The following is an 18,204-nucleotide window of genomic DNA, read 5'->3' as shown; positions in this document are numbered from 1 at the left end:
TGCCTCATGAACAACACCTTCCACTTATTGGCGTTCGGAGAATGGATGTGACGCCAAGTCGGTTCTGAGGCCGGCTGGACCGGGCGGCATGCTGTGCCCGACAGCATGCCGCTGACCAGTGGGAACAGGTCGTGGCGGCCCCGCCCGGCACCCGCCGTCACGATCTTGCGAGCCCTCGTCATGCGTAGGTCTCGGATTCGGGTCTCCAAGGCGGCTCCACACGAAACCCGTAGGTCAGGTACCTGATCTGTGGGTTCCTTGGTTCTCCGTACCAGTGACCGTGGCCACACGGCCAGTGCGGCGAACCGCGGGGCCACGGGCGGGCGTACGCCCGGGATCACGGTCGTGAACGGCTAGCATCGCGCACACGTTGTCGGCCGGAACGAGGTGAGGGCATGGGCGAGCACACGGGTGGACCGAGGATCGCCGTCGCCGTGGTGACCATGGGGAACCGGCCCGCCGAGGTCGACGCCCTGCTGGAGTCCGTGGCCAAGCAGGACGTTCCGCCCGCGCGGATCGTGATCGTCGGCAACGGCTGCCCGCTGCCCGAGTTCGCCGCGCGGCTGTCGCTGCCCGGCGAGGTCACGCCGATCGAGGTCGACGAGAACCTGGGCTGTCCCGGCGGGCGGAACGTGGCGCTCGCGCGATTGCGGGAGTTCGGCGACACCGACGTGGTCGTGGAGCTGGACGACGACGGGCTCCTCGTGGACGCCGATGTGCTGCGTCGGGTGGGGGAGCTGTTCGCCGCCGACGACCGGCTCGGCATCGTCGGCTTCCGGATCGCCGACGAGCACGGCGAGACACAGCAGCGGCACGTCCCCCGGGTCGGCGCCTCCGACCCCATGCGGGGCGGGTACGTCACCGGGTTCCTCGGCGGCGGGCACGCGCTGCGGTCGGCGATGCTCGACGAGGTCGGCGACTGGCCCGCCGAGTTCTTCTTCGCGCACGAGGAGACCGACCTGGCCTGGCGCGCGGCCGACGCCGGGTGGCGTATCCTCTACGCCCCCGAACTGCTGCTCCAGCACCCGAAGACCTCGCCCGCCCGGCACGCCGTCTACTTCCGCGTCAACGCCCGCAACCGGGTCTGGCTCGCCCGCCGCCGGCTGCCACTGCCGCTGATCCCCGTCCACCTCGGCGTGTGGATGCTGCTCACGCTGGCGCGCAACCGGTCGCTCGGCGGGCTGCGGGCCTGGTTCGGCGGGTTCGCGGAGGGTCTGCGCAAGCCCGCGGGGGAGCGGCGGCCGATGCGCTGGCGCACGGTGGGGCGGCTCACCCGGCTGGGACGGCCGCCCGTCATCTGAGCAGGACGAGAGCCCCGGTCGTTCACCTCTGACGAACGGGGCCCTCATACGTCCCCGGACCCGGCCGCGGCGGCGACACTCCCCCGAGCTACGCGTTCTACGCGCGCACCCCCGGGCCAGATCCGATGATGTGATCACATCAGATCTTGCCAACGGATCGCTAACATGTGGCCAACGGTTCTCCGTTGACGAGGGGTCGCCGTGACGGAGGCGGCCGTGGCGGAGGCGACCGGGACGGAGGCGGCCGTGGCGGAAAGTCGCCGTGAGGAAGGTGGTAGGGGGCGTGAAGCGGTACCGCCTGCGGTTCGGACTACTGGGACCACCGGTCCTGTACGCCGCCGACGCCGGCGTCCCGCTGGGCGACGCCGCTCCTGTCCCCGCACCCATCCCCGTCGCCAGTCCCAAGGCCCGGGCCCTGCTCGCCGCGCTGCTGCTGGAGGCGGGGCGGTCCGTGTCCGTCGAGTCGCTCGAGGACGCGCTGTGGGGCGGTGCACCGCCGGTGTCCGCGCGGGCCTCGCTGCACAATCACGTGACCCGGCTGCGGCGGCTGATCGACGAGCCCGGCCGGCTGCACACCGTACCGTCCGGCTACCTCCTGCGGGTCGAGGAGGGCGAGGTGGACGTGCACGTCTTCGAGGCCGCCGCGAGTGAGGCGCGCGCCGCGCACGCCGTCGGCGACTGGGCGCGGGTCGTGCGCTCGGGCTCGGCCGCACTGGCGCTGTGGCGGGGCGCGCCGCTCGCCGGGCTGCCGGCCGAGGTGGGCGGGTACGCGTTCGCCCAGCGGCTCCAGGAGACGCGGCTCCTGCTCACCGAGTGGTGCTACGACGCCGAACTGTCCCTCGGCGGCGCGCGGCTGGAGAGCCTCGTACCGGAGCTGTCGGCGCTCACCGTCGAGCATCCGCTGCGGGAGGCGTACCACCGTCAGCTCATGCTGGCCCTGCATCGCACCGGACGGCGGGCGGAGGCGCTGGCCGTCCACCGCGATCTGCGCGCCCGCCTCGCCGAGGACCTCGGCATCGAGCCGGGCCCTGCCGTGCGGGCGGCGCACGTGGAGGTGCTGCGGGGGGCGGCCGCGCCGCCGAGCGAGGCCGCGCAGAGCCCGGCGTCGCGCAGCGCCGCGCCACGGAACTCGCGGAGCGCCGCAACACACAGTGCCGGGACAGAGAACGCACGGAATGCCGCGCCGCAGAACTCACGGAATCCCGCACCACAGAACGCCGCCTCCCGCGATGCCGCCCCTCGCGGCCCCGCCCCCCGCACCCCCGTACCGCGCGTCGACGTCCCGCCCGTCCGTCCGGTCCCGGAGCAGGCGGCCTCCCCTCCGCGTCCGGCACAACTGCCCGCCGCGCCACCACACTTCATCGGCCGCGGCACCGTACGGGGGGATCTGGTCCGCGCCCTCGCCCCTGGCTCGCATCCCCGCGTAGCCGTCGTCAGCGGTATGGCCGGTGTCGGCAAGACCGCCCTCGCGCTCCATGTCTCGCATGGGATGAAGGAACGTTTCCCCGATGGGCAGCTCTACCTCAACCTGCACGGCGCCACCCCCGGAATGTCCCCGCTGACCCAGGAACAGGCGCTCACCGCACTGCTCCGCGACCTCGGCGCCGATCCCCGACTCGTCCCAGAACGGAACGACGCCGCAGCCGCGTTGCTGCGCTCGCTGCTCGCGCCGACACGTACGCTCATGCTCCTGGACGACGCCGAGAACGCCGCGCAGGTACGTCCGCTGCTGCCGGCCGGCCCCGGCTGCGCGGTGATCGTCACCAGCCGGTCGCCGCTCACCGCACTCGACGGCGCCCACCGCTTCCCGCTCGCGCCGCTGTCCGGGGCGGAGAGCGCGGCGCTGCTGCGGGTGGCGTCCGGGCGCGACAGCCCGTACGGACCCGACGCCGGCCATCCCCTCGTCGAGCTCACCGGCCGTCTTCCCCTGGCCCTGCGTGTCGTCGCCGCCCGCCTGGCCGCCCGGCGTGCCCTCACCCCCGATGCGCTCGCCGGCCAACTGGCCGCCACCGAAGGGCGGCTGAACCACCTGGAGTACGACGACCTGAGTGTGCGGCGTTCCCTCGCCGTCGCCCACGACGCGCTCGCCGCCTCCGACCGCGAGACCGACCGGGACGCGGCCCTCACACTGCGCCGCATCGGCGCCCTCGATCTGCCCGCGTACGGCGCAGCGCTGCTCGCCCGTCTCATGGGCGTCGACGAGGGCCGCGCCGAGGCCGCCCTCGACCGCCTCGTCGACGTGGCCCTGCTGGAGGAGACCGCGTACGGCCGCTACGCCCCCCACGACCTGGTGCGCGAGTTCGCCCGGGAGATCGCCCGCGGCGACGACAGTACGGATGACGTCGCCGCGATCACCCTGCGCTGGTACGCCGCCGTCGCCGAGCGCGTCCTCACCGCGATCGTCGAACCCGGTATCGACCAGGACGACCGCCGCCGCCCCACCGCCGCACAGCCTCCCGAGCACGCGACGGAGGTCGCCTCGGTCCCGCCCTTCGCCCGCTCCGAGGACGCCTTCGCCTGGGGGGACCTGGAGTCGGAGAACGTCGTCGCCCTCGTCGAGCGCCACGGCGGCGGCGGTGGCGGCGGCGGTCATGGCGGGGAAGGTGGCGGGGGAGGTGGTGATGGCGGGGTCCGTCATCTCGCCGTTCTCCTCCGGCTCCTCTTTCCCTACGCCCAGCGCAGCGGCCGGGTCGCCGAGATGGAGGTACTGGGCCGGGGCGCCCTCGACCTCGCCCGGCTCCACGGTGACGAGGCCGCCGAGGCCTACGCGCTGGGCGACCTCGCGGGCCTGCACTTCCTGACCGGCCGGCTCAGTGACGCGCTCGCGCTCAACGACCGTTCGCTGGCGGTCTGGCGGCGGCTCGGCACGGTCAGCCGGATCCGCCGCTGCCTCAACAACCGTGGCCTGCTCCTCGAAAACCTCGGCCGACACGACGAGTCGGCCGAGGCGCTGCGTCAGAGTCTCGCGTACTCACAGCGGCTGAACGACCCGTGGGGCGAGGCGATCACCCACAGCCATCTCGGCAATCTCTACGAGCACACCGACCCACGGGCGGCGATCGAGCAGCACCGGCGTTCGCTCGCCATCGGCGACGAGATCGGCAACGTCATCGTGCAGCACTCGGCGCACTGCAACATCGGCTATGCCCACCTCACGCTCGGCGAACCGGCCGCCGCCGCATCGCACTTCGAGGAGAGCATGCGCATCCTGGGCGGGCACGGTGACTGGCACGGCGAGTCCCAGACGAGGCTCGGCCTCGTCCGTGCCCTGCGCCTGCTGGGCCGTACCGAACGGGCCGCGGACGAGTGCGCGGAGCTGCTCCGCCGCGCCGACGCCCGCGCCGACCGCTACACCGGCGGTCTCGCCCGGCACCAGCAGGGGCTGCTGCTGCGGGAGCGGGGGCGCGACCGGGAGGCGTACGAGCAGTGGCGGGCGGCGCTGGCGGCGCTGGACGGGACGGATGCGAAGACGGTGGCGGGGGAGTTGCGGGAGCTACTGGCCGACGCCACCCCCACCGACTGTTGAGACGCACCGACTGGTTGAGTCGCACCGACTGTTGAGACGAACCGGCTGATGAGACGCATCGTCTGATCACTTGGCGTCCGCGTAGCACTCCACCACCGCCGTCGTGAACGGGAACCGCACCGGCGTCCGGCCGAACGTCAGCCGTCCCGCCAGCTCCGCCGCTTCCCGGATCGCCGCGACGACGGCGTCCGCCTCCTCCTCGGGGCAGTGCACGATCACCTCGTCGTGCTGGAAGAAGACCAGCTCCGCCGACTTGTCCGCACAGGCCTGCCGCAGCGCGGCGAGCAGCAGCAGGGCCCAGTCGGCGGCGCTGCCCTGGACGACGAAGTTGCGGGCGAAGCGGCCTCGCGCGCGGGCGTTGGTGGAGGCGTAGCCGGGCACCCACTCCTGCGCCTGGCCCGGCGCGTCGGAGGGGTCGTCCTGCGGCAGACCCGCCTCCTCGGCACCGTCGGCCGCCCCGGCCGCCGGTGGGCAGGTGCGCCCCAGCCAGGTCCGCACGAGCCGCCCCTCCTCGCCCGCGCGTGCCGCGTCGTCGACGTACGCGACCGCCCGGGGGAAGCGGCGTCTGAGCGCGGCGAGGTTCTTCAGGCCGTCGCCGGAGGTCTGGCCGTAGACCGCGCCGAGGACGGCGAGTTTGGCCTGGGCGCGGTCGCCGGAGAAGGCGCGGTCGGACACCGACTGGTAGAGGTCGGTCTCGCGGCCGGCCACCTCCATCAGGCCGGGGTCACGGGAGATCGCCGCCAGCACGCGGGGCTCCATCTGGTCGGCGTCGGCGACGACCAGCCGCCAGCCCGGGTCGGCGACGACGGCCCGCCGGATCACCTTGGGTATCTGCAGTCCGCCCCCGCCGTTGGTCACCCAGCGTCCGGTGACGGTGCCGCCGGCCAGGAACTCGGGGCGGAACCGTCCGTCGCGCACCCAGTCCTGGAGCCAGGACCAGCCGTGGGCGACCCAGATCCGGTACAGCTTCTTGTACTCGATCAGCGGTTTCACGGCCGGATGGTCGACCGACTCGATCTCCCACCGGCGGGTGGAGCCGACCTTGATCCCGGCCCGCGCGAACGCCTTGACCACGTCGGCGGGCAGATCGGGCCGCACCCGGCGCCCGAACGCCGCGGACACCTCCTCGGCCAGCTCGGCCAGGCGGCGCGGCTCGCCCCCTCCCGCGTACCGCTCGCCGAGCAGGTCGTGCAGTACCTCCCGGTGCACGTCGGCCCGCCAGGGCAGCCCGGAGCGGTTCATCTCGGCGGCGACCAGCATCCCCGCCGACTCGGCGGCCGTCAGCAGCCGCATCCGGTCGGGGTGTGCGGACCGGTCGTGGCGGCGCTGCTGCTCGGCGTAGACGGCGAGCAGGTCGTCCAGCGGCAGGTGGACGGCCTGGGGCTCGAAGAGCGGGGACTGCGCCCCGGGCTCGGCGGAGCGCTGTGGCGGGTCGGGCGGTACCGGGTCGCCGCGCAGCCTGGCCAGGGCCGCCGCGGCCGAGCGCGGTTCCCCGTACCGGCCCTCGTGGCCGAGCAGGAGGGTTTCGGCGGCCTCCACGTCGTAGCACCGCTCCACCCGCACCCCCGCGGCGAGCAGGCGCGGAGCGGTCTCGGCGGTGGACCGCCACACCCAGCGCGCGACGTCCGGCCTGCTCCGCACGGCCTCGGCGAGGCCGGCCTCCCGCCGCACCGGTCCGGCGGGCAGCCCGTCGGGGCCGAGGGGAGCGACCTCCACGCCACCGTCCTCGGCCTCGGCGAGTGCCCACCGGTCGGCCATGTCGCGAGTGTCGCAGGAGGGACTGACAACGCCCCCTCGGCGGGCCGGGCCTCAGCCCTCTCCCCGCCCGGGCTCCGTCTCCTCGGTCTTCCCGGTGACCTCGATGAACTCCGCCAGCACCTCGGTGACGTACCGCTCGGTGGCCTCCTTGTCGAGTCCGAGCCCGCTGAGTACGCCCTCGCCGTGCTCGTGCTCCAGCAGGGCGAGCAGGATGTGCTCGGTGCCGATGTAGTTGTGGCCGAGGCGCAGGGCCTCGCGGAAGGTGAGTTCGAGGACCTTCTTGGCCGCGGGGCCGTAGGGCACCAGCTCGGGAACCTCCGCGGCGCCGGGCGGGAGGGCCGCGGTCGCCGCCGCGCGGACCGCGTCGAGGGTCACGCCCTGGGCGGCGATCGCCTTGGCGGAGAGGCTCTCGCGTTCGGTGAGCAGGCCGAGGACGAGGTGCTCGGGCACGCCCTCGGCGTTGCCCGCGGTCTTGGCGGCGTTGTGGGCGGCCATCACGGCGTTGCGCGCGCGGGGCGTGTAGCGGCTGAAGCCCTGGCTCGCGTCCAGGTCGGCCGACTCCTTGGGCACGAAGCGCTTCTGCGCCGCCTGCCGGGTGACGCCCATGCTCTTGCCGATGTCCGTCCAGGACGCGCCCGAACGCCGGGCCTGGTCCACGAAGTGGCCGATGAGGTGATCGGCCACCTCACCGAGATGCTCGCCGGCGATGACGGCGTCCTGGAGCTGTTCGAGGGGCTCCGGGTGCACCTTCTTGATCGCGGTGATGAGTTCGTCGAGTCGTACGGATGACGTGATGCTCGGGTTCGTCGTCATGTGTCAACCGTAGGTTGCGCTGGGAGAGGGTGTCAACCGTTGGTTGACAGTCGTCTTCAGTTTTCTCGACGGGCCTCCGGCTACTTCGGCGACGCCACCACCAGCCGCACCGCAAGCCCCGTGAACACCGTCCCGGAGACGATGTTCAACCAGCGGTTCACCCGGGTGCTGCGCCCGAGGAGGCCCGCCAGCCGCCCGGACAGCAGCCCGACGAAGCCGTCCCACAGGAAGCCCATCACCACGAGGGTGCCGCCGAGCAGCAGCAACTGGCCGGGGACGTGCCCGAGCGAGGGGTCGACGAACTGCGGCAGGAACGCCACGTTGAAGAGGATCACCTTGGGATTGAGCAGGTTGGTGATCGCGCCCTGCCAGAAGGCCCGCCGCATTCCCGCGCCCCGGGGCGCCGCGTCGTCCCCACCGGGCACCGAACGGTCCCGGAAGGCCTTCACCGCCAGGTACAGCAGGTAGGCGGCACCCGCCCAGCGCAGTACGTGGTACAGCGTCGGCAGCGTCGTGAACAGGGCCGACAGCCCGAGCGCCGCGGCGACCGCGTGCACCAGCATCGCGCAGGCCACCCCGAACGCGGCCATCACCCCCGCCGTGGGGCCGCCCCGCCCGCCCATCGCCACGATGAACATCATGTCGGGCCCCGGGGTGACGCACAGCGCGAAGGCGGCGACGAGGAACGCCGCGTAGAGAGTCATGTCCACCATGCGCGCCATGCTCGACGCCGGGCGGTACGGCCTCGGCCGAATTCCACGGAGTGAGACGGGCCGGGGGCCGTGGCACCATCGCCGGGTGAGTACGCCCCGCACCGTCGACCGTGCCTTCGAGACCGCCCTGTACGACGCCGCAGACGACGCCCTCGACACCGCCGCCTCGCTGCTCGCCGCCGACCCGGCGGCGGACGCGGAACTCGCCCGGCGCGGGGCGGAGTTCGTCGCTGCGGCCTGGCGGCGCGGCTGGCAGCCCGCCGACCTCGTACGGATCGTGCGGCGCGAGCTGGGCGACGTCCACGTACGGCTGGTGGCGGCACTGATCCGGGCCCAGGCGCCGTACGACCGCCCGCGCGGCCCCCGTTGGACCGCGCAGCTCGACGACATGCCGGACCAGGCGCCGCCCCGCACCGACCGCTTCTCGCACGCCACCGCCGTACTGGAGCTGTACCGCCTGCTGCTGCGCCTGCCCACGCTCGAGCCCCTGGAGCCGGGGGAGCCGGGGACGGCGGGCGTGCCGGGCGCCACGGGTGAGGCGTCCCGTCGGGAGAACCGGCCGGAGTCCCGCGCCCTCGCCCGCATCCGCGCGCTGCTCGCCAAGGCGGAGGCGACCGGGTATCCGGAGGAGGCGGAGGCGCTCAGTGCCAAGGCGCAGGAGCTGATGGCCCGGCACAGCATCGACAAGGCGCTGCTGTCGGCCCACGCGCCCTCGCCCGACGCCCCGGGGGCCTGCCGGATCGGGGTGGAGCCGCCGTACGAGCAGGCCAAGGCGGTGCTGCTGGACGCGGTGGCCGACGCGAACCACTGCCGGGCCGTGTGGAACGAACCCCTCGGCTTCTCCACCGTCGTCGGCTTCGAGGCCGACCTGGAGGCGGTCGAACTCCTCTACACCTCCCTGCTGGTGCAGGCCGAGGCCGCGATGACGAAGGCGGAGGCCGCGCAGCGCGCCGGCGGGCGCAAGCGCACCAAGACCTTCCGTCAGTCGTTCCTCGCCGCCTACGCCCACCGCGCGGGCGCCCGGCTCCGGGCGGCGACGGACGCGGCCACCGCCGAGTCCGGCACGACGACGGACGTGGACCTCCTGCCGGTCCTCGCCTCCCGAGAGGTCGCGGTCACGGACCGTATGGAGCGCATGTTCCCGGAGACGACGACGACCCGACTGCGCGGCGCCGGCGACGCGGCGGGCTGGACGGAGGGCACCCGCGCGGCGGACGACGCCCGGGTCGACCGCCGACGGCCACTGGCGTAGCCGCCGCCCCGCACTGCGCGGGGCCAGGGGCGCGGGTCAGGAGCCGAGGCCGGCCGTCGGCAGTCCGGGCGGCAGCGACCCGCCCTCCGACTTGGTGTACGCCTCCTCGCCGAGGCCGCCCTGCCACGTCACCTTGAGGGATGTCCCGTCGACCGACTCGACGGTGCCGGTGGCCCGGTCGTCGCTGCCGTCGGTGCACTTCAGACGGATCGTCCGGGTGCCGGAGTCCTCGCCCGTGGTGCCGCTGCACACGGTCCCGCCCGTGGCGAAGAGGGCGGCCTTGTCGCCGGTGACCATCAGCGCGACGGCCTGGCCGTCGGTGGTGGCCAGCCAGCTGCCCTCCAGTTCACCCGCGGGCGCGGACGGTGATCCGCCGCTGCCGCCGCCGGGGCCCGCGCTCGCGGAGGCGCTGGGCGCGGCCGAGGACTTGTCCCCGCCCGAGCCGCCGTCGTCGGAGTCGCCGCCGTCGGTGCACGCGGTCAGCGCCAGTGCGCCCACCAGCCCGACGGCCACGGCCGCGGCCCGCGCGGACCGCCGCGCCGTCCACCCGCGCGGCCCGCGCGCACCCGCGGCCGTACTCGTCGCGTCCGCGGTGCTCGCCGTACTCTCCGCAGTCGCAGTCGCAGTCGCAGTCGCAGTCGCAGTCGCAGTCACCAGTGTCACCGGAAGCTCCAAGCTGTAGCCGGACGGCCGGGTCGGCCCCAAGACAGCCGCAAGCTACCAGGACGACCTACCAGGACGACTTGCGAACTCCCGGCAGATGTCCGGCGTGTGCCTGCTCACGCAGGTTCACCCGGGACAGTCCGAAGACGCGGAAGTAGCCGCGTGGGCGCCCGTCGACCTGGTCGCGGTTGCGCACGCGCGTGGGGCTCGCGTCGCGAGGTTGCCGGCGCAGTTCCCGCTGGGCGGCGAGCCGTTCGGCCTCCGTGGAGGACGGCCGGCGGACGATCTCCTTCAACTCGGCCCGGCGCGCGGCGTACCGCGCGACGGTCTCCTGGCGCTGCTCGTTCTTCGCGATCTTGCTCTTCTTCGCCATCGGCTCCTCAGCCCCTCAGTCCTCTTAGACCTTCACCCCGCGCGCGCGGATGCGCGCCACGGCCGCCTCGACGCCGATCGCGTCGACCGTCTTGATCGCCTTCGTGCTCAGCCGCAGCCGTACGTGCCGGCTCTCGCTCGGCAGCCAGTAGCGCTTGGTCTGGATGTTGGGGTCGAAGCGGCGGGAGGTCCGCCGGTGGGAGTGGGAGATGCGGTTGCCGAAGCCGGGTCGGGTGCCGGTCAGCATGCAGTGGGCGGACACGGTGACGTACCTCTCCTTCGGACCGGACGGTCCTAGCTGTTAATGGAATTCATTTTCAGTAAGATACCAGCATGGCACGCAACGAACTCCGTCCGGTCATCAAACTCCGGTCCACCGCCGGGACCGGCTTCACCTACGTCACCCGCAAGAACCGCCGCAACGACCCGGACCGGCTGACCCTGCGCAAGTACGACCCGGTCGCCGGTCGTCACGTCGACTTCCGAGAGGAGCGCTGACCCCGCCATGCGCAAGGGAATCCACCCCGAGTACCGCCCGGTCGTCTTCCGCGACCGCGCCGCGGACTACGCCTTCCTCACCCGCTCGACCATGACCAGCGAGCGCACCATCGAGTGGGAGGACGGCCACACCTACCCGGTCGTCGACGTCGAGATCTCGAACGTCAGCCACCCCTTCTACACCGGCACCGCCCGCGTCCTGGACACGGCCGGCCGCGTGGAGCGCTTCGAGCGGCGGTACGGAAAGCGGGACGGGGCATGAGCGGGCCGGACCACCCGGACCACCCCGGCCGCCCGGCCCTGCCGGTGGTGATCGTCGGCGGGCTGCACGCCGACGCCCGCAGGGCGGCCGTGGCGCGGCTGCTGGCCGACGTGCCCGGCAGCGTCGTCCTCCACCACGACCTGGCGACGGCCGCGGCGGGCACGGTCGTCCGTACCGTCCGGGACGCCACCGGCGTCCTGTCCGCCGGTGAGGCGCCGCTGGTCAACGACTGCGCCTGCTGCGCCCTGCGCGAGGACCTCGTCCCCGAGCTGGAGCGGCTCGCGGACGCCGGAGGCACCCCGCTGGCGGTCGTCGAGCTGTGGGACTCCGTCGAGCCCAAGGCCATGGCGGAGGTGGTGACGGCCGGCGGCTTCACCGTCACCGGCGTGATCACCGCCGTCGACCCGGCACTGGTGCTGCCGTACCTCGGCAACGGCGACGACCTCGCCGAGGGCGGCCTCGCCGCCGCGGCCACCGACCAGCGCACCGTCGCCGACACCTTCGCGCGCCAGCTGGAGTACGCCCCCGTGCTCGCCCTCGCCGACTCCCTCCCCGGCGCCCCGGAGGCCGACGAGGAGGACCGCGAGCTGCTGGCCCAGCTCCATCCGACGGCCCGCCGGGTCCCGATCGGCCACGGCGACTGCCCGGCGGGCACACCCGCCGCACCCTCGGAGCTGGCGCGGGCCGCCCTCGCCGGCTTCGACGTGGAGGCCGCGGCGGCGGCCCAGCACCCGGCCTGCGCCCTGCTGCCTGCCGAGGCCGACGCGCACGGCGTCGCCACGCTCGTCTGGCACCGGCGCCGCCCCTTCCACCCGGAGCGGCTGTACGCGGCGCTGGAGGACCTGACCTGTGCCGCCGCCCGCAGCCGGGGCCGGTTCTGGCTCGCCGGCAAGACGGACACGCTGCTGCACTGGGACGCCGCGGGCGGAGCCCTGTGCGTGGAGAGCGCGGGGCCCTGGCTCGCGTCGCTGCCCGACGCCGCCTGGGAACTGGTACCGCCGGTGCGCCGCGCCGCCGCCGCGCTGGACTGGCACCCCGAGCACGGCGACCGCTGCCAGCACCTGGTCTTCACGTCCCCCGGCCTCGACCGCGACGGCCTGGCACGGCTCCTGGAGTCCTGCCTGCTGACCGACGCCGAGTACGCCGCGGGGCAGGCCGCCTGGGAGCGGCTGCCGCCCGCATTCGACACCCTCCTGGAGGTCTGACCCCATGCCACGCAAGAGCGACCGCAAGCCCGCCGGGAAGCGGCCCAACCCCCTGGACCAGGCCGGAGTGACGTACATCGACTACAAGGACACCGACCTGTTGCGGAAGTTCGTCTCCGACCGAGGCAAGATCCGCAGCCGCCGCGTCACCCGTGTGACGTCCCAGCAGCAGCGGCAGCTGGCCAGGGCGATCAAGAACGCGCGCGAGATGGCACTGCTGCCGTACGGCACGCGCTGACGCCTGACCCGCGCGCACCGGGGGCCCGCTCACCGTGAGCGGGCCCCCGGTGTTGTTGCATGTTGTCGCATGTTCTTGGAATCCGGGGGCATACGCGGGAACGACTTCTCGGGAGCGGGCGTCAAAGAGGGCAAGGGCTTTCGGGTAAAGCGGCCGTCAAGGCTGTAACCACGGGAACACCGCGCGTGCACGTGCATTTGCTCGTGCATCTGCACGTTGAACAGGGTTATGATCCGGATCAGTTGACCACTGCATCAATGGCCACATCAGCCAGTGCACCACCGGGGAGCGACCTGTGGACCACGACGTGTACAACGGCATGGCCGCCACGCAGTTGCACGACGTGGCCTGGCAGAAGAGCCGGCACAGCAACTCGCAGGGATCCTGCGTGGAGTTCGCGCGGTTGCCCGACGGCGGCGTGGCGGTGCGCAACTCCCGCTTCCCCGACGGCCCCGCGCTCGTCTACACCCGCGCCGAGATCGAGGCCATGCTGCTGGGCGTCAAGGACGGCGAGTTCGACCACCTGATCACGAGCTGACACGCGTAGACGCGAGCTGACACGCGTAGAACCGCGGCGCGGGCGGGCGTCGCGGCTCGTCGTCACTCGTAGGTGGGCCGGTCCGTCATGTCGTCGGGCTTCTGGAGCCGGAACAGCGCCCAGACCACCTTGCCGTTGAGCGTCCCGGCGAGCGGGTGCCAGCCCCAGCTGTCGCTGAAGGAGTCGACGAGGAACAGGCCCCGGCCCGACTCCGCCGAGAAGTCGTCCGTCTCGCGGGCCACCGGACTGTCGTGGCTGGGGTCGCGCACCGCGCACACCAGGCGCTCGGTCCAGCGCATCAGATGCAGCCGGACCGGGCCGTTCTGCTCGCCGTGTCGCGGCGTGTCGGCCGGCAGCGCGTGCCGCAGGGCGTTGGTGACGAGTTCGGAGACCACCAGGCAGACATCGTCGAAACGGTCACCCGTGTCCCAGCCGTCGAGCGTTCTGCGGGTGAATCTCCGGGCCTCGCGCACCGCTTCGTAACGCGGCGGCAGGGCGCAGGAGGCGGCGTTGGACACGGCCGCGGGGTCGAGTGGCGGAAGGCCCTGCCGTAACGGCTCGAGCATGGTCGATCCATTCGTCCCCATGCGAGGCACTCCCGGGAATTCGCGGTCGTAGCGATGCGGCGCGGTGGTGCGGGACCATGTTTTCGGATGCGTACCGCAGATGCAAGGGCAGATGCACGTGCACGTGACCGAAATAGGCCTGCCCGTACCGCTTGTTGGTCAATTTTTCCGTCATCTTCGCCCCCTCTTCATCTCGCGGGGCGGCCACTTCCTGGCCGCTCCGCGCATGATCCCGAGCGTTTCCTTTGGCTCGATTCCGTTTCCGTAACCGGACGAGTACTGCTCGGAGTGTTTTAGTGGCAGACTTCGGCCCCTGAAGACGGTTGGGGAGGCGGCGAACGTGAGCGCGGGAGAGCCCGGATCGGTGGTGCGGCGCATGCTGCTCGGATCACAACTCAGGCGACTGCGTGAGACGCGGGGGATCACGCGAGAGGCGGCGGGCTACTCGATCCGCGCCTCGGAGTCGAAGATCAGCCGGATGGAGTTGGGCCGGGTGAGCTTCAAGACGAGGGACGTCGAGGATCTGCTGACGCTGTACGGCATCACGGACGAGCAGGAGCGCGCCTCCCTGCTGTCCCTGGCCAAGGAGGCCAACGTCGCCGGCTGGTGGCACAGCTATTCCGACGTACTGCCCAGCTGGTTCCCCACCTACGTGGGCCTGGAGGGCGCCGCCTCGCTGCTCCGGGTCTACGAGGTCCAGTTCGTGCACGGCCTGCTGCAGACCGAGGAGTACGCCCGCGCGGTCGTCCGGCGCGGCATGAAGGGCGCCGGCGAGGCGGACGTCGAGCGGCGGGTGGCGCTGCGCCTGGAGCGGCAGAAGCACCTCGTCGCCGAGAACGCGCCCGAGTTCCACATCGTCCTGGACGAGGCCGCGCTGCGCCGCCCGTACGGCGACCGCGAGGTGATGCGCGGGCAGCTCCAGCACCTCATCGAGATGTCCGAACACCCCAACGTGCGGCTGCAGATCATGCCGTTCGGCTTCGGCGGGCACTCCGGCGAGAGTGGCGCGTTCACGATCCTCAGCTTCCCCGAGTCCGACCTGTCGGACGTCGTCTACCTGGAGCAGCTGACGAGCGCGCTGTACCTCGACAAGCACGAGGACGTCACCCAGTACGAGACGGCGCTGAAGGAACTCCAGCAGGACAGCCCGGGCCCGGACGAGAGCCGGGACCTTCTGCGGGGACTCCTCCAACTCTCCTGAAACGTAAGTACGATGACGCTCGATCAGGCGGCTCGCTCGCGGCGGCTGCGGCAGCTAAGGGGATTGAGGGATCACATGTCGTCGTACTTCACCGACCTCGCCCAGCAGTACATCGACGGCGAGTGGCGCCCGGGCACCGGTTCCTGGGACATCATCGACTTCAACCCGTACGACAACGAGAAGCTGGCCTCGGTCACGATAGCCACGGTCGAGGAGGTCGACGCCGCGTACCGGGCCGCCGAGCGCGCGCAGAAGCAGTGGGCGGCGACGAACCCGTACGCGCGCCGCGCGGTGTTCGAGAAGGTGCTGCGCCTCGTGGAGGACCGCGAGGCGGAGATCAGCGAGGCGATCATCGCCGAGCTGGGCGGCACCCGCCTGAAGGCCGCCTTCGAGCTGCACCTCGCCAAGGAGTTCCTGCGCGAGGCGGTCCACCTGTCGCTGCGCCCCGAGGGCCGGATCATCCCCTCGCCGGTCGACGGCAAGGAGAACCGCGTCTACCGGGTGCCGGTCGGTGTCGTGGGCGTCATCAGCCCCTTCAACTTCCCCTTCCTCCTCTCCCTGAAGTCGGTCGCCCCGGCCCTCGCCCTCGGCAACGGCGTCGTCCTCAAGCCGCACCAGAACACGCCGATCGTCGGCGGCACCCTGATCGCGAAGCTCTTCGAGGACGCCGGCCTGCCCGGCGGCCTGCTGAACGTGGTCGTCACCGACATCGCGGAGATAGGCGACGCCTTCCTGGAGCACCCGGTCCCGAAGGTGATCTCCTTCACCGGATCCGACAAGGTCGGCCGCCACGTGGCCACCGTCTGCGCCGCGAACTTCAAGCGCTCGGTCCTCGAACTCGGTGGCAACAGCGCCCTGGTGGTCCTCGACGACGCCGACGTCGACTACGCGGTCGACGCCGCGGTCTTCAGCCGCTTCGTCCACCAGGGCCAGGTCTGCATGGCCGCCAACCGCGTCCTGGTCGACCGCTCGGTGGCCGACGAGTTCACCGAGAAGTTCGTCGCCAAGGTCAGGACCCTCAAGGCCGGCGACCCGCGCGACCCGTCGACCGTCATCGGCCCGGTGATCAACTCCTCGCAGGCGGACGCCATATCGGGCGTCGTCGAGCAGGCCGTCGCCGAGGGCGCCACGGCCCTGGTGCGCGGCACCGTCACGGACAACCTCGTCGAGCCCTCCGTCCTGACCGGCCTGCCCGCCGACTCCGCCCTGCTCCAGCAGGAGGTCTTCGGCCCGGTCGCCTTCCTCGTCCCGTTCGACGGCGAGGAGGAGGCCGTGCGCCTCGTCAACGACACCCCGTACGGCCTGAGCGGCGCCGTGCACACCGGGAACATCGAGCGTGGCGTCGACTTCGCCAAGCGGATCGACACCGGCATGTTCCACGTGAACGACGGGACCGTGCACGACGAGCCGATCGTGCCCTTCGGCGGCGAGAAGCACTCCGGCATCGGCCGCCTCAACGGCGACACCATGCTGGACGCCTTCACCACCCAGAAGTGGATCTCGGTGCAGCACGGCCGGAGCGGGTTCCCCTTCTAGTCCGGACCCCGGGTCGGCCTAGGCTGGACCCATGTCAGTGATCCGTCTCCTGGTGCTCGGCGCGGTCCGCCAGCACGGGCGGGCCCATGGCTACCAGGTGCGCAACGACCTGGAGTACTGGGGCGCGCACGAGTGGTCCAACGCCAAGCCCGGCTCGATCTACCACGCGCTGAAGCAGATGGCCAAGCAGGGCCTGCTGCACGCGCACGAGATCGCCCCGTCGACCGCCGGCGGCCCGCCGCGCACCGAGTACGAGATCACGGAGAAGGGGACCGAGGAGTTCTTCGGCCTCCTGCGCGCGTCCCTGACCGCCTACGACCAGAAGCCGGACGTGCTCTCCGCCGGGCTCGGCCTGATGGTCGACCTCGAACGCGACGAGGTGCTGGCGCTGCTGGAGGAGCGGATCCGGGCCATCCAGAAGTGGCGCAGGTCCGTCACCGAGTACTACACGCCCGAGGAGGGCCCCGGGCAGCTCGGCCATATCGGCGAGATCATGAACCTCTGGGTGCACTCCGCCGACGCCGGCGCCGAGTGGACCCGCGCGCTGATCGGGCGCATCCGGGGCGGGGCGTATACGTTCGCCGGGGAGGGCGAGCCGTTCGTCGGCGTCCTGGGTGAGGGCGAGGAGAACCCGTTCGGTGCGGGGGAACCGCATCCCGGAGATCAAGACTGAAGCGTCGGATCGATTAATCAAGTTTGACTAACTGTCTCGGTGGGCATACGCTCCTCCGCTGGTAGTCAAGTTTGACTAATGGAGGAGTCCCAGTGACCGACACGGCGATCACCGTCGAAGGGGCACGCAAGAAATACGGCAGCAAGGACGCGCTGGACGGACTCGACCTCACGGTCACGCGCGGCACGGTGCACGGCGTACTGGGCCCGAACGGCGCGGGCAAGACGACGCTGGTCCGGATCCTGTCCACCCTCCTGCGTCCCGACGCGGGCCGGGTCGAGGTGGCCGGACACGACGTCCTCACCCAGGCGTACGCCGTACGGCTGCGCATCGGCCTGCTCGGCCAGCACGCGGCGCTCGACGAGGAACTCGGCGGCCGGCAGAACCTGGAGATGTTCGGCCGCCTCCACCACCTTGGCGCCCGACGGGCACGCGCGCGTGCCGACGAACTGCTCGCCCGCTTCGACCTCGCCGACACCGGGCGCAAACCGGTCGGTGCCTACAGCGGCGGTATGCGGCGCCGCCTGGACCTCGCCGCGTCCCTGATCACCGAACCGGAGGTGCTCTTCCTGGACGAACCGACCACCGGCCTCGACCCGCGCGGCCGCGCCGAGGTGTGGGACTCGGTCCGCTCCCTGGTCGACGGCGGTACGACGGTCCTGCTCACCACCCAGTACCTGGAGGAGGCCGACCAGCTCGCCGACCGCATCTCGGTCGTCGACGCCGGCCGGGTCGTCGCCGACGGCACCGCGGACGAACTGAAGGCCGCCACCGGCGGCGACCGCGTCGACGTCGTCCTGCGCGACGCCGGACAACTGACCGCCGCGGCGGCCCTGCTGCCCCTCACCGGCGTCCGCGTCGACCCCGACCGCCGGCTGCTCAGCGCGCCGGTCACCGACCGCATGGCGGCGCTCTCCGGCGTCGTACGGGCGCTGGAGGTGGCCGGTGTGGAGGCGGAGGACGTGGCCCTGCGCCGCCCGACCCTGGACGAGGTGTTCCTGCACCTCACCGACCGCACCAAGGAGGCCGTGTGAGTACGAGCACCGTCACGAACACCGTCACGAGCACCGCGACGTACGCCCTGACCGA

General features: G+C 72.3%; 19 protein-coding genes. 12 read left to right on the top strand and 7 right to left on the bottom strand.

Going from position 1 to position 18,204, the window contains the following annotated elements:
• Positions 1-395 precede the first annotated feature (395 nt).
• Positions 396-1,301, top strand: coding sequence for a glycosyltransferase (locus tag ACFW48_RS23350; RefSeq protein ID WP_310872015.1), 906 nt, complete (start codon positions 396-398; stop codon positions 1,299-1,301).
• A 283-nt stretch (positions 1,302-1,584) separates the two neighbouring features.
• The gene (locus ACFW48_RS23345; RefSeq protein ID WP_386317514.1) at positions 1,585-4,827 is read left to right on the top strand and encodes a BTAD domain-containing putative transcriptional regulator; all 3,243 of its coding nucleotides are present in this window, start codon (positions 1,585-1,587) and stop codon (positions 4,825-4,827) included.
• A 66-nt stretch (positions 4,828-4,893) separates the two neighbouring features.
• Here the strand turns inward: ACFW48_RS23345 and ACFW48_RS23340 are convergent, their stop codons facing one another.
• The 3 genes from ACFW48_RS23340 to ACFW48_RS23330 all read right to left on the bottom strand — a co-directional run bounded on the left by ACFW48_RS23340 (position 4,894) and on the right by ACFW48_RS23330 (position 8,111).
• A complete protein-coding gene (locus ACFW48_RS23340; protein ID WP_386317513.1) occupies positions 4,894-6,585 on the bottom strand; it encodes a bifunctional 3'-5' exonuclease/DNA polymerase in 1,692 nt (563 codons plus the stop codon).
• 51 nt (positions 6,586-6,636) lie between these two features.
• Positions 6,637-7,398 carry a Clp protease N-terminal domain-containing protein gene (locus ACFW48_RS23335; protein ID WP_386317511.1) on the bottom strand — a complete coding sequence of 254 codons (762 nt, stop codon included), beginning with the start codon at positions 7,396-7,398 and terminating at the stop codon, positions 6,637-6,639.
• A gap of 80 nt (positions 7,399-7,478) precedes the next feature.
• Positions 7,479-8,111: a LysE family translocator gene (locus tag ACFW48_RS23330; RefSeq protein ID WP_386317509.1), complete on the bottom strand. Its 633-nt coding sequence runs from the start codon at positions 8,109-8,111 to the stop codon at positions 7,479-7,481.
• An 85-nt stretch (positions 8,112-8,196) separates the two neighbouring features.
• On the opposite strand from ACFW48_RS23330, the gene ACFW48_RS23325 reads away from it, so the two are divergent.
• Entirely contained in the window at positions 8,197-9,363 is a 1,167-nt protein-coding gene (locus ACFW48_RS23325) for a DUF2786 domain-containing protein (RefSeq protein WP_386317507.1), read from the top strand.
• Between the two features lie 36 nt (positions 9,364-9,399).
• On the opposite strand, the gene ACFW48_RS23320 is transcribed toward ACFW48_RS23325, so the two are convergent.
• The 3 genes from ACFW48_RS23320 to rpmB form a co-directional block, all read right to left on the bottom strand.
• Positions 9,400-9,876, bottom strand: a complete 477-nt coding sequence (locus ACFW48_RS23320; RefSeq protein ID WP_386317505.1) for a hypothetical protein — start codon at positions 9,874-9,876, stop codon at positions 9,400-9,402.
• Positions 9,877-10,093: 217 nt separating this feature from the next.
• Entirely contained in the window at positions 10,094-10,399 is a 306-nt protein-coding gene (gene rpsN, locus ACFW48_RS23315) for a 30S ribosomal protein S14 (protein WP_386317503.1), read from the bottom strand.
• A gap of 24 nt (positions 10,400-10,423) precedes the next feature.
• Positions 10,424-10,660, bottom strand: coding sequence for a 50S ribosomal protein L28 (gene rpmB / locus ACFW48_RS23310; protein ID WP_375921829.1), 237 nt, complete (start codon positions 10,658-10,660; stop codon positions 10,424-10,426).
• A gap of 71 nt (positions 10,661-10,731) precedes the next feature.
• Between rpmB and rpmG the strand changes: the two genes are divergently transcribed.
• From rpmG to ACFW48_RS23285, 5 genes are all read left to right on the top strand, one after another.
• Positions 10,732-10,896, top strand: coding sequence for a 50S ribosomal protein L33 (gene rpmG, locus ACFW48_RS23305; protein WP_044382365.1), 165 nt, complete (start codon positions 10,732-10,734; stop codon positions 10,894-10,896).
• A gap of 7 nt (positions 10,897-10,903) precedes the next feature.
• Positions 10,904-11,158 carry a type B 50S ribosomal protein L31 gene (locus ACFW48_RS23300; protein ID WP_055418647.1) on the top strand — a complete coding sequence of 85 codons (255 nt, stop codon included), beginning with the start codon at positions 10,904-10,906 and terminating at the stop codon, positions 11,156-11,158.
• A complete protein-coding gene (locus ACFW48_RS23295; protein WP_386317502.1) occupies positions 11,155-12,363 on the top strand; it encodes a CobW family GTP-binding protein in 1,209 nt (402 codons plus the stop codon). The genes ACFW48_RS23300 and ACFW48_RS23295 overlap by 4 nt, the downstream gene beginning before the upstream one ends.
• A 4-nt stretch (positions 12,364-12,367) precedes the next feature.
• A complete protein-coding gene (gene rpsR, locus ACFW48_RS23290; protein WP_210962616.1) occupies positions 12,368-12,601 on the top strand; it encodes a 30S ribosomal protein S18 in 234 nt (77 codons plus the stop codon).
• A 295-nt stretch (positions 12,602-12,896) separates the two neighbouring features.
• Positions 12,897-13,139 (top strand): DUF397 domain-containing protein, encoded by a 243-nt coding sequence (locus ACFW48_RS23285; RefSeq protein ID WP_386317501.1) that lies wholly within the window; start codon positions 12,897-12,899, stop codon positions 13,137-13,139.
• Between the two features lie 62 nt (positions 13,140-13,201).
• On the opposite strand, the gene ACFW48_RS23280 is transcribed toward ACFW48_RS23285, so the two are convergent.
• Positions 13,202-13,726 carry an ATP-binding protein gene (locus ACFW48_RS23280; RefSeq protein ID WP_386317499.1) on the bottom strand — a complete coding sequence of 175 codons (525 nt, stop codon included), beginning with the start codon at positions 13,724-13,726 and terminating at the stop codon, positions 13,202-13,204.
• Between the two features lie 355 nt (positions 13,727-14,081).
• On the opposite strand from ACFW48_RS23280, the gene ACFW48_RS23275 reads away from it, so the two are divergent.
• From ACFW48_RS23275 to ACFW48_RS23260, 4 genes are all read left to right on the top strand, one after another.
• Positions 14,082-14,906 carry a helix-turn-helix domain-containing protein gene (locus ACFW48_RS23275; protein WP_386317727.1) on the top strand — a complete coding sequence of 275 codons (825 nt, stop codon included), beginning with the start codon at positions 14,082-14,084 and terminating at the stop codon, positions 14,904-14,906.
• A 75-nt stretch (positions 14,907-14,981) separates the two neighbouring features.
• Positions 14,982-16,442 carry an aldehyde dehydrogenase family protein gene (locus ACFW48_RS23270; protein ID WP_386317497.1) on the top strand — a complete coding sequence of 487 codons (1,461 nt, stop codon included), beginning with the start codon at positions 14,982-14,984 and terminating at the stop codon, positions 16,440-16,442.
• 31 nt (positions 16,443-16,473) lie between these two features.
• Positions 16,474-17,115: a PadR family transcriptional regulator gene (locus ACFW48_RS23265; RefSeq protein WP_386317496.1), complete on the top strand. Its 642-nt coding sequence runs from the start codon at positions 16,474-16,476 to the stop codon at positions 17,113-17,115.
• A gap of 92 nt (positions 17,116-17,207) precedes the next feature.
• Positions 17,208-18,149 (top strand): ATP-binding cassette domain-containing protein, encoded by a 942-nt coding sequence (locus ACFW48_RS23260; RefSeq protein ID WP_386317494.1) that lies wholly within the window; start codon positions 17,208-17,210, stop codon positions 18,147-18,149.
• The last annotated feature ends 55 nt before the right edge of the window (positions 18,150-18,204 follow it).

This window comes from Streptomyces sp. NPDC058812, assembly GCF_042744565.1.
GTDB lineage: Bacteria > Actinomycetota > Actinomycetes > Streptomycetales > Streptomycetaceae > Streptomyces > Streptomyces thinghirensis.
Note: the sequence above shows the minus strand (reverse complement) of the source record. Positions and strands in the feature narration are given on the sequence as shown.

Coding starts and splice junctions, on each gene's coding strand:
- ACFW48_RS23330 (WP_386317509.1), bottom strand. CDS start 8,111: ATGGTGGACATGACTCTCTACGCGGCGTTCCTCGTCGCCGCCTTCGCG.
- rpsR (WP_210962616.1), top strand. CDS start 12,368: ATGCCACGCAAGAGCGACCGCAAGCCCGCCGGGAAGCGGCCCAACCCC.
- rpmG (WP_044382365.1), top strand. CDS start 10,732: ATGGCACGCAACGAACTCCGTCCGGTCATCAAACTCCGGTCCACCGCC.
- ACFW48_RS23270 (WP_386317497.1), top strand. CDS start 14,982: ATGTCGTCGTACTTCACCGACCTCGCCCAGCAGTACATCGACGGCGAG.
- ACFW48_RS23350 (WP_310872015.1), top strand. CDS start 396: ATGGGCGAGCACACGGGTGGACCGAGGATCGCCGTCGCCGTGGTGACC.
- rpsN (WP_386317503.1), bottom strand. CDS start 10,399: ATGGCGAAGAAGAGCAAGATCGCGAAGAACGAGCAGCGCCAGGAGACC.
- ACFW48_RS23340 (WP_386317513.1), bottom strand. CDS start 6,585: ATGGCCGACCGGTGGGCACTCGCCGAGGCCGAGGACGGTGGCGTGGAG.
- ACFW48_RS23335 (WP_386317511.1), bottom strand. CDS start 7,398: ATGACGACGAACCCGAGCATCACGTCATCCGTACGACTCGACGAACTC.
- ACFW48_RS23265 (WP_386317496.1), top strand. CDS start 16,474: ATGTCAGTGATCCGTCTCCTGGTGCTCGGCGCGGTCCGCCAGCACGGG.
- ACFW48_RS23295 (WP_386317502.1), top strand. CDS start 11,155: ATGAGCGGGCCGGACCACCCGGACCACCCCGGCCGCCCGGCCCTGCCG.
- ACFW48_RS23275 (WP_386317727.1), top strand. CDS start 14,082: ATGCTGCTCGGATCACAACTCAGGCGACTGCGTGAGACGCGGGGGATC.
- ACFW48_RS23300 (WP_055418647.1), top strand. CDS start 10,904: ATGCGCAAGGGAATCCACCCCGAGTACCGCCCGGTCGTCTTCCGCGAC.
- ACFW48_RS23280 (WP_386317499.1), bottom strand. CDS start 13,726: ATGGGGACGAATGGATCGACCATGCTCGAGCCGTTACGGCAGGGCCTT.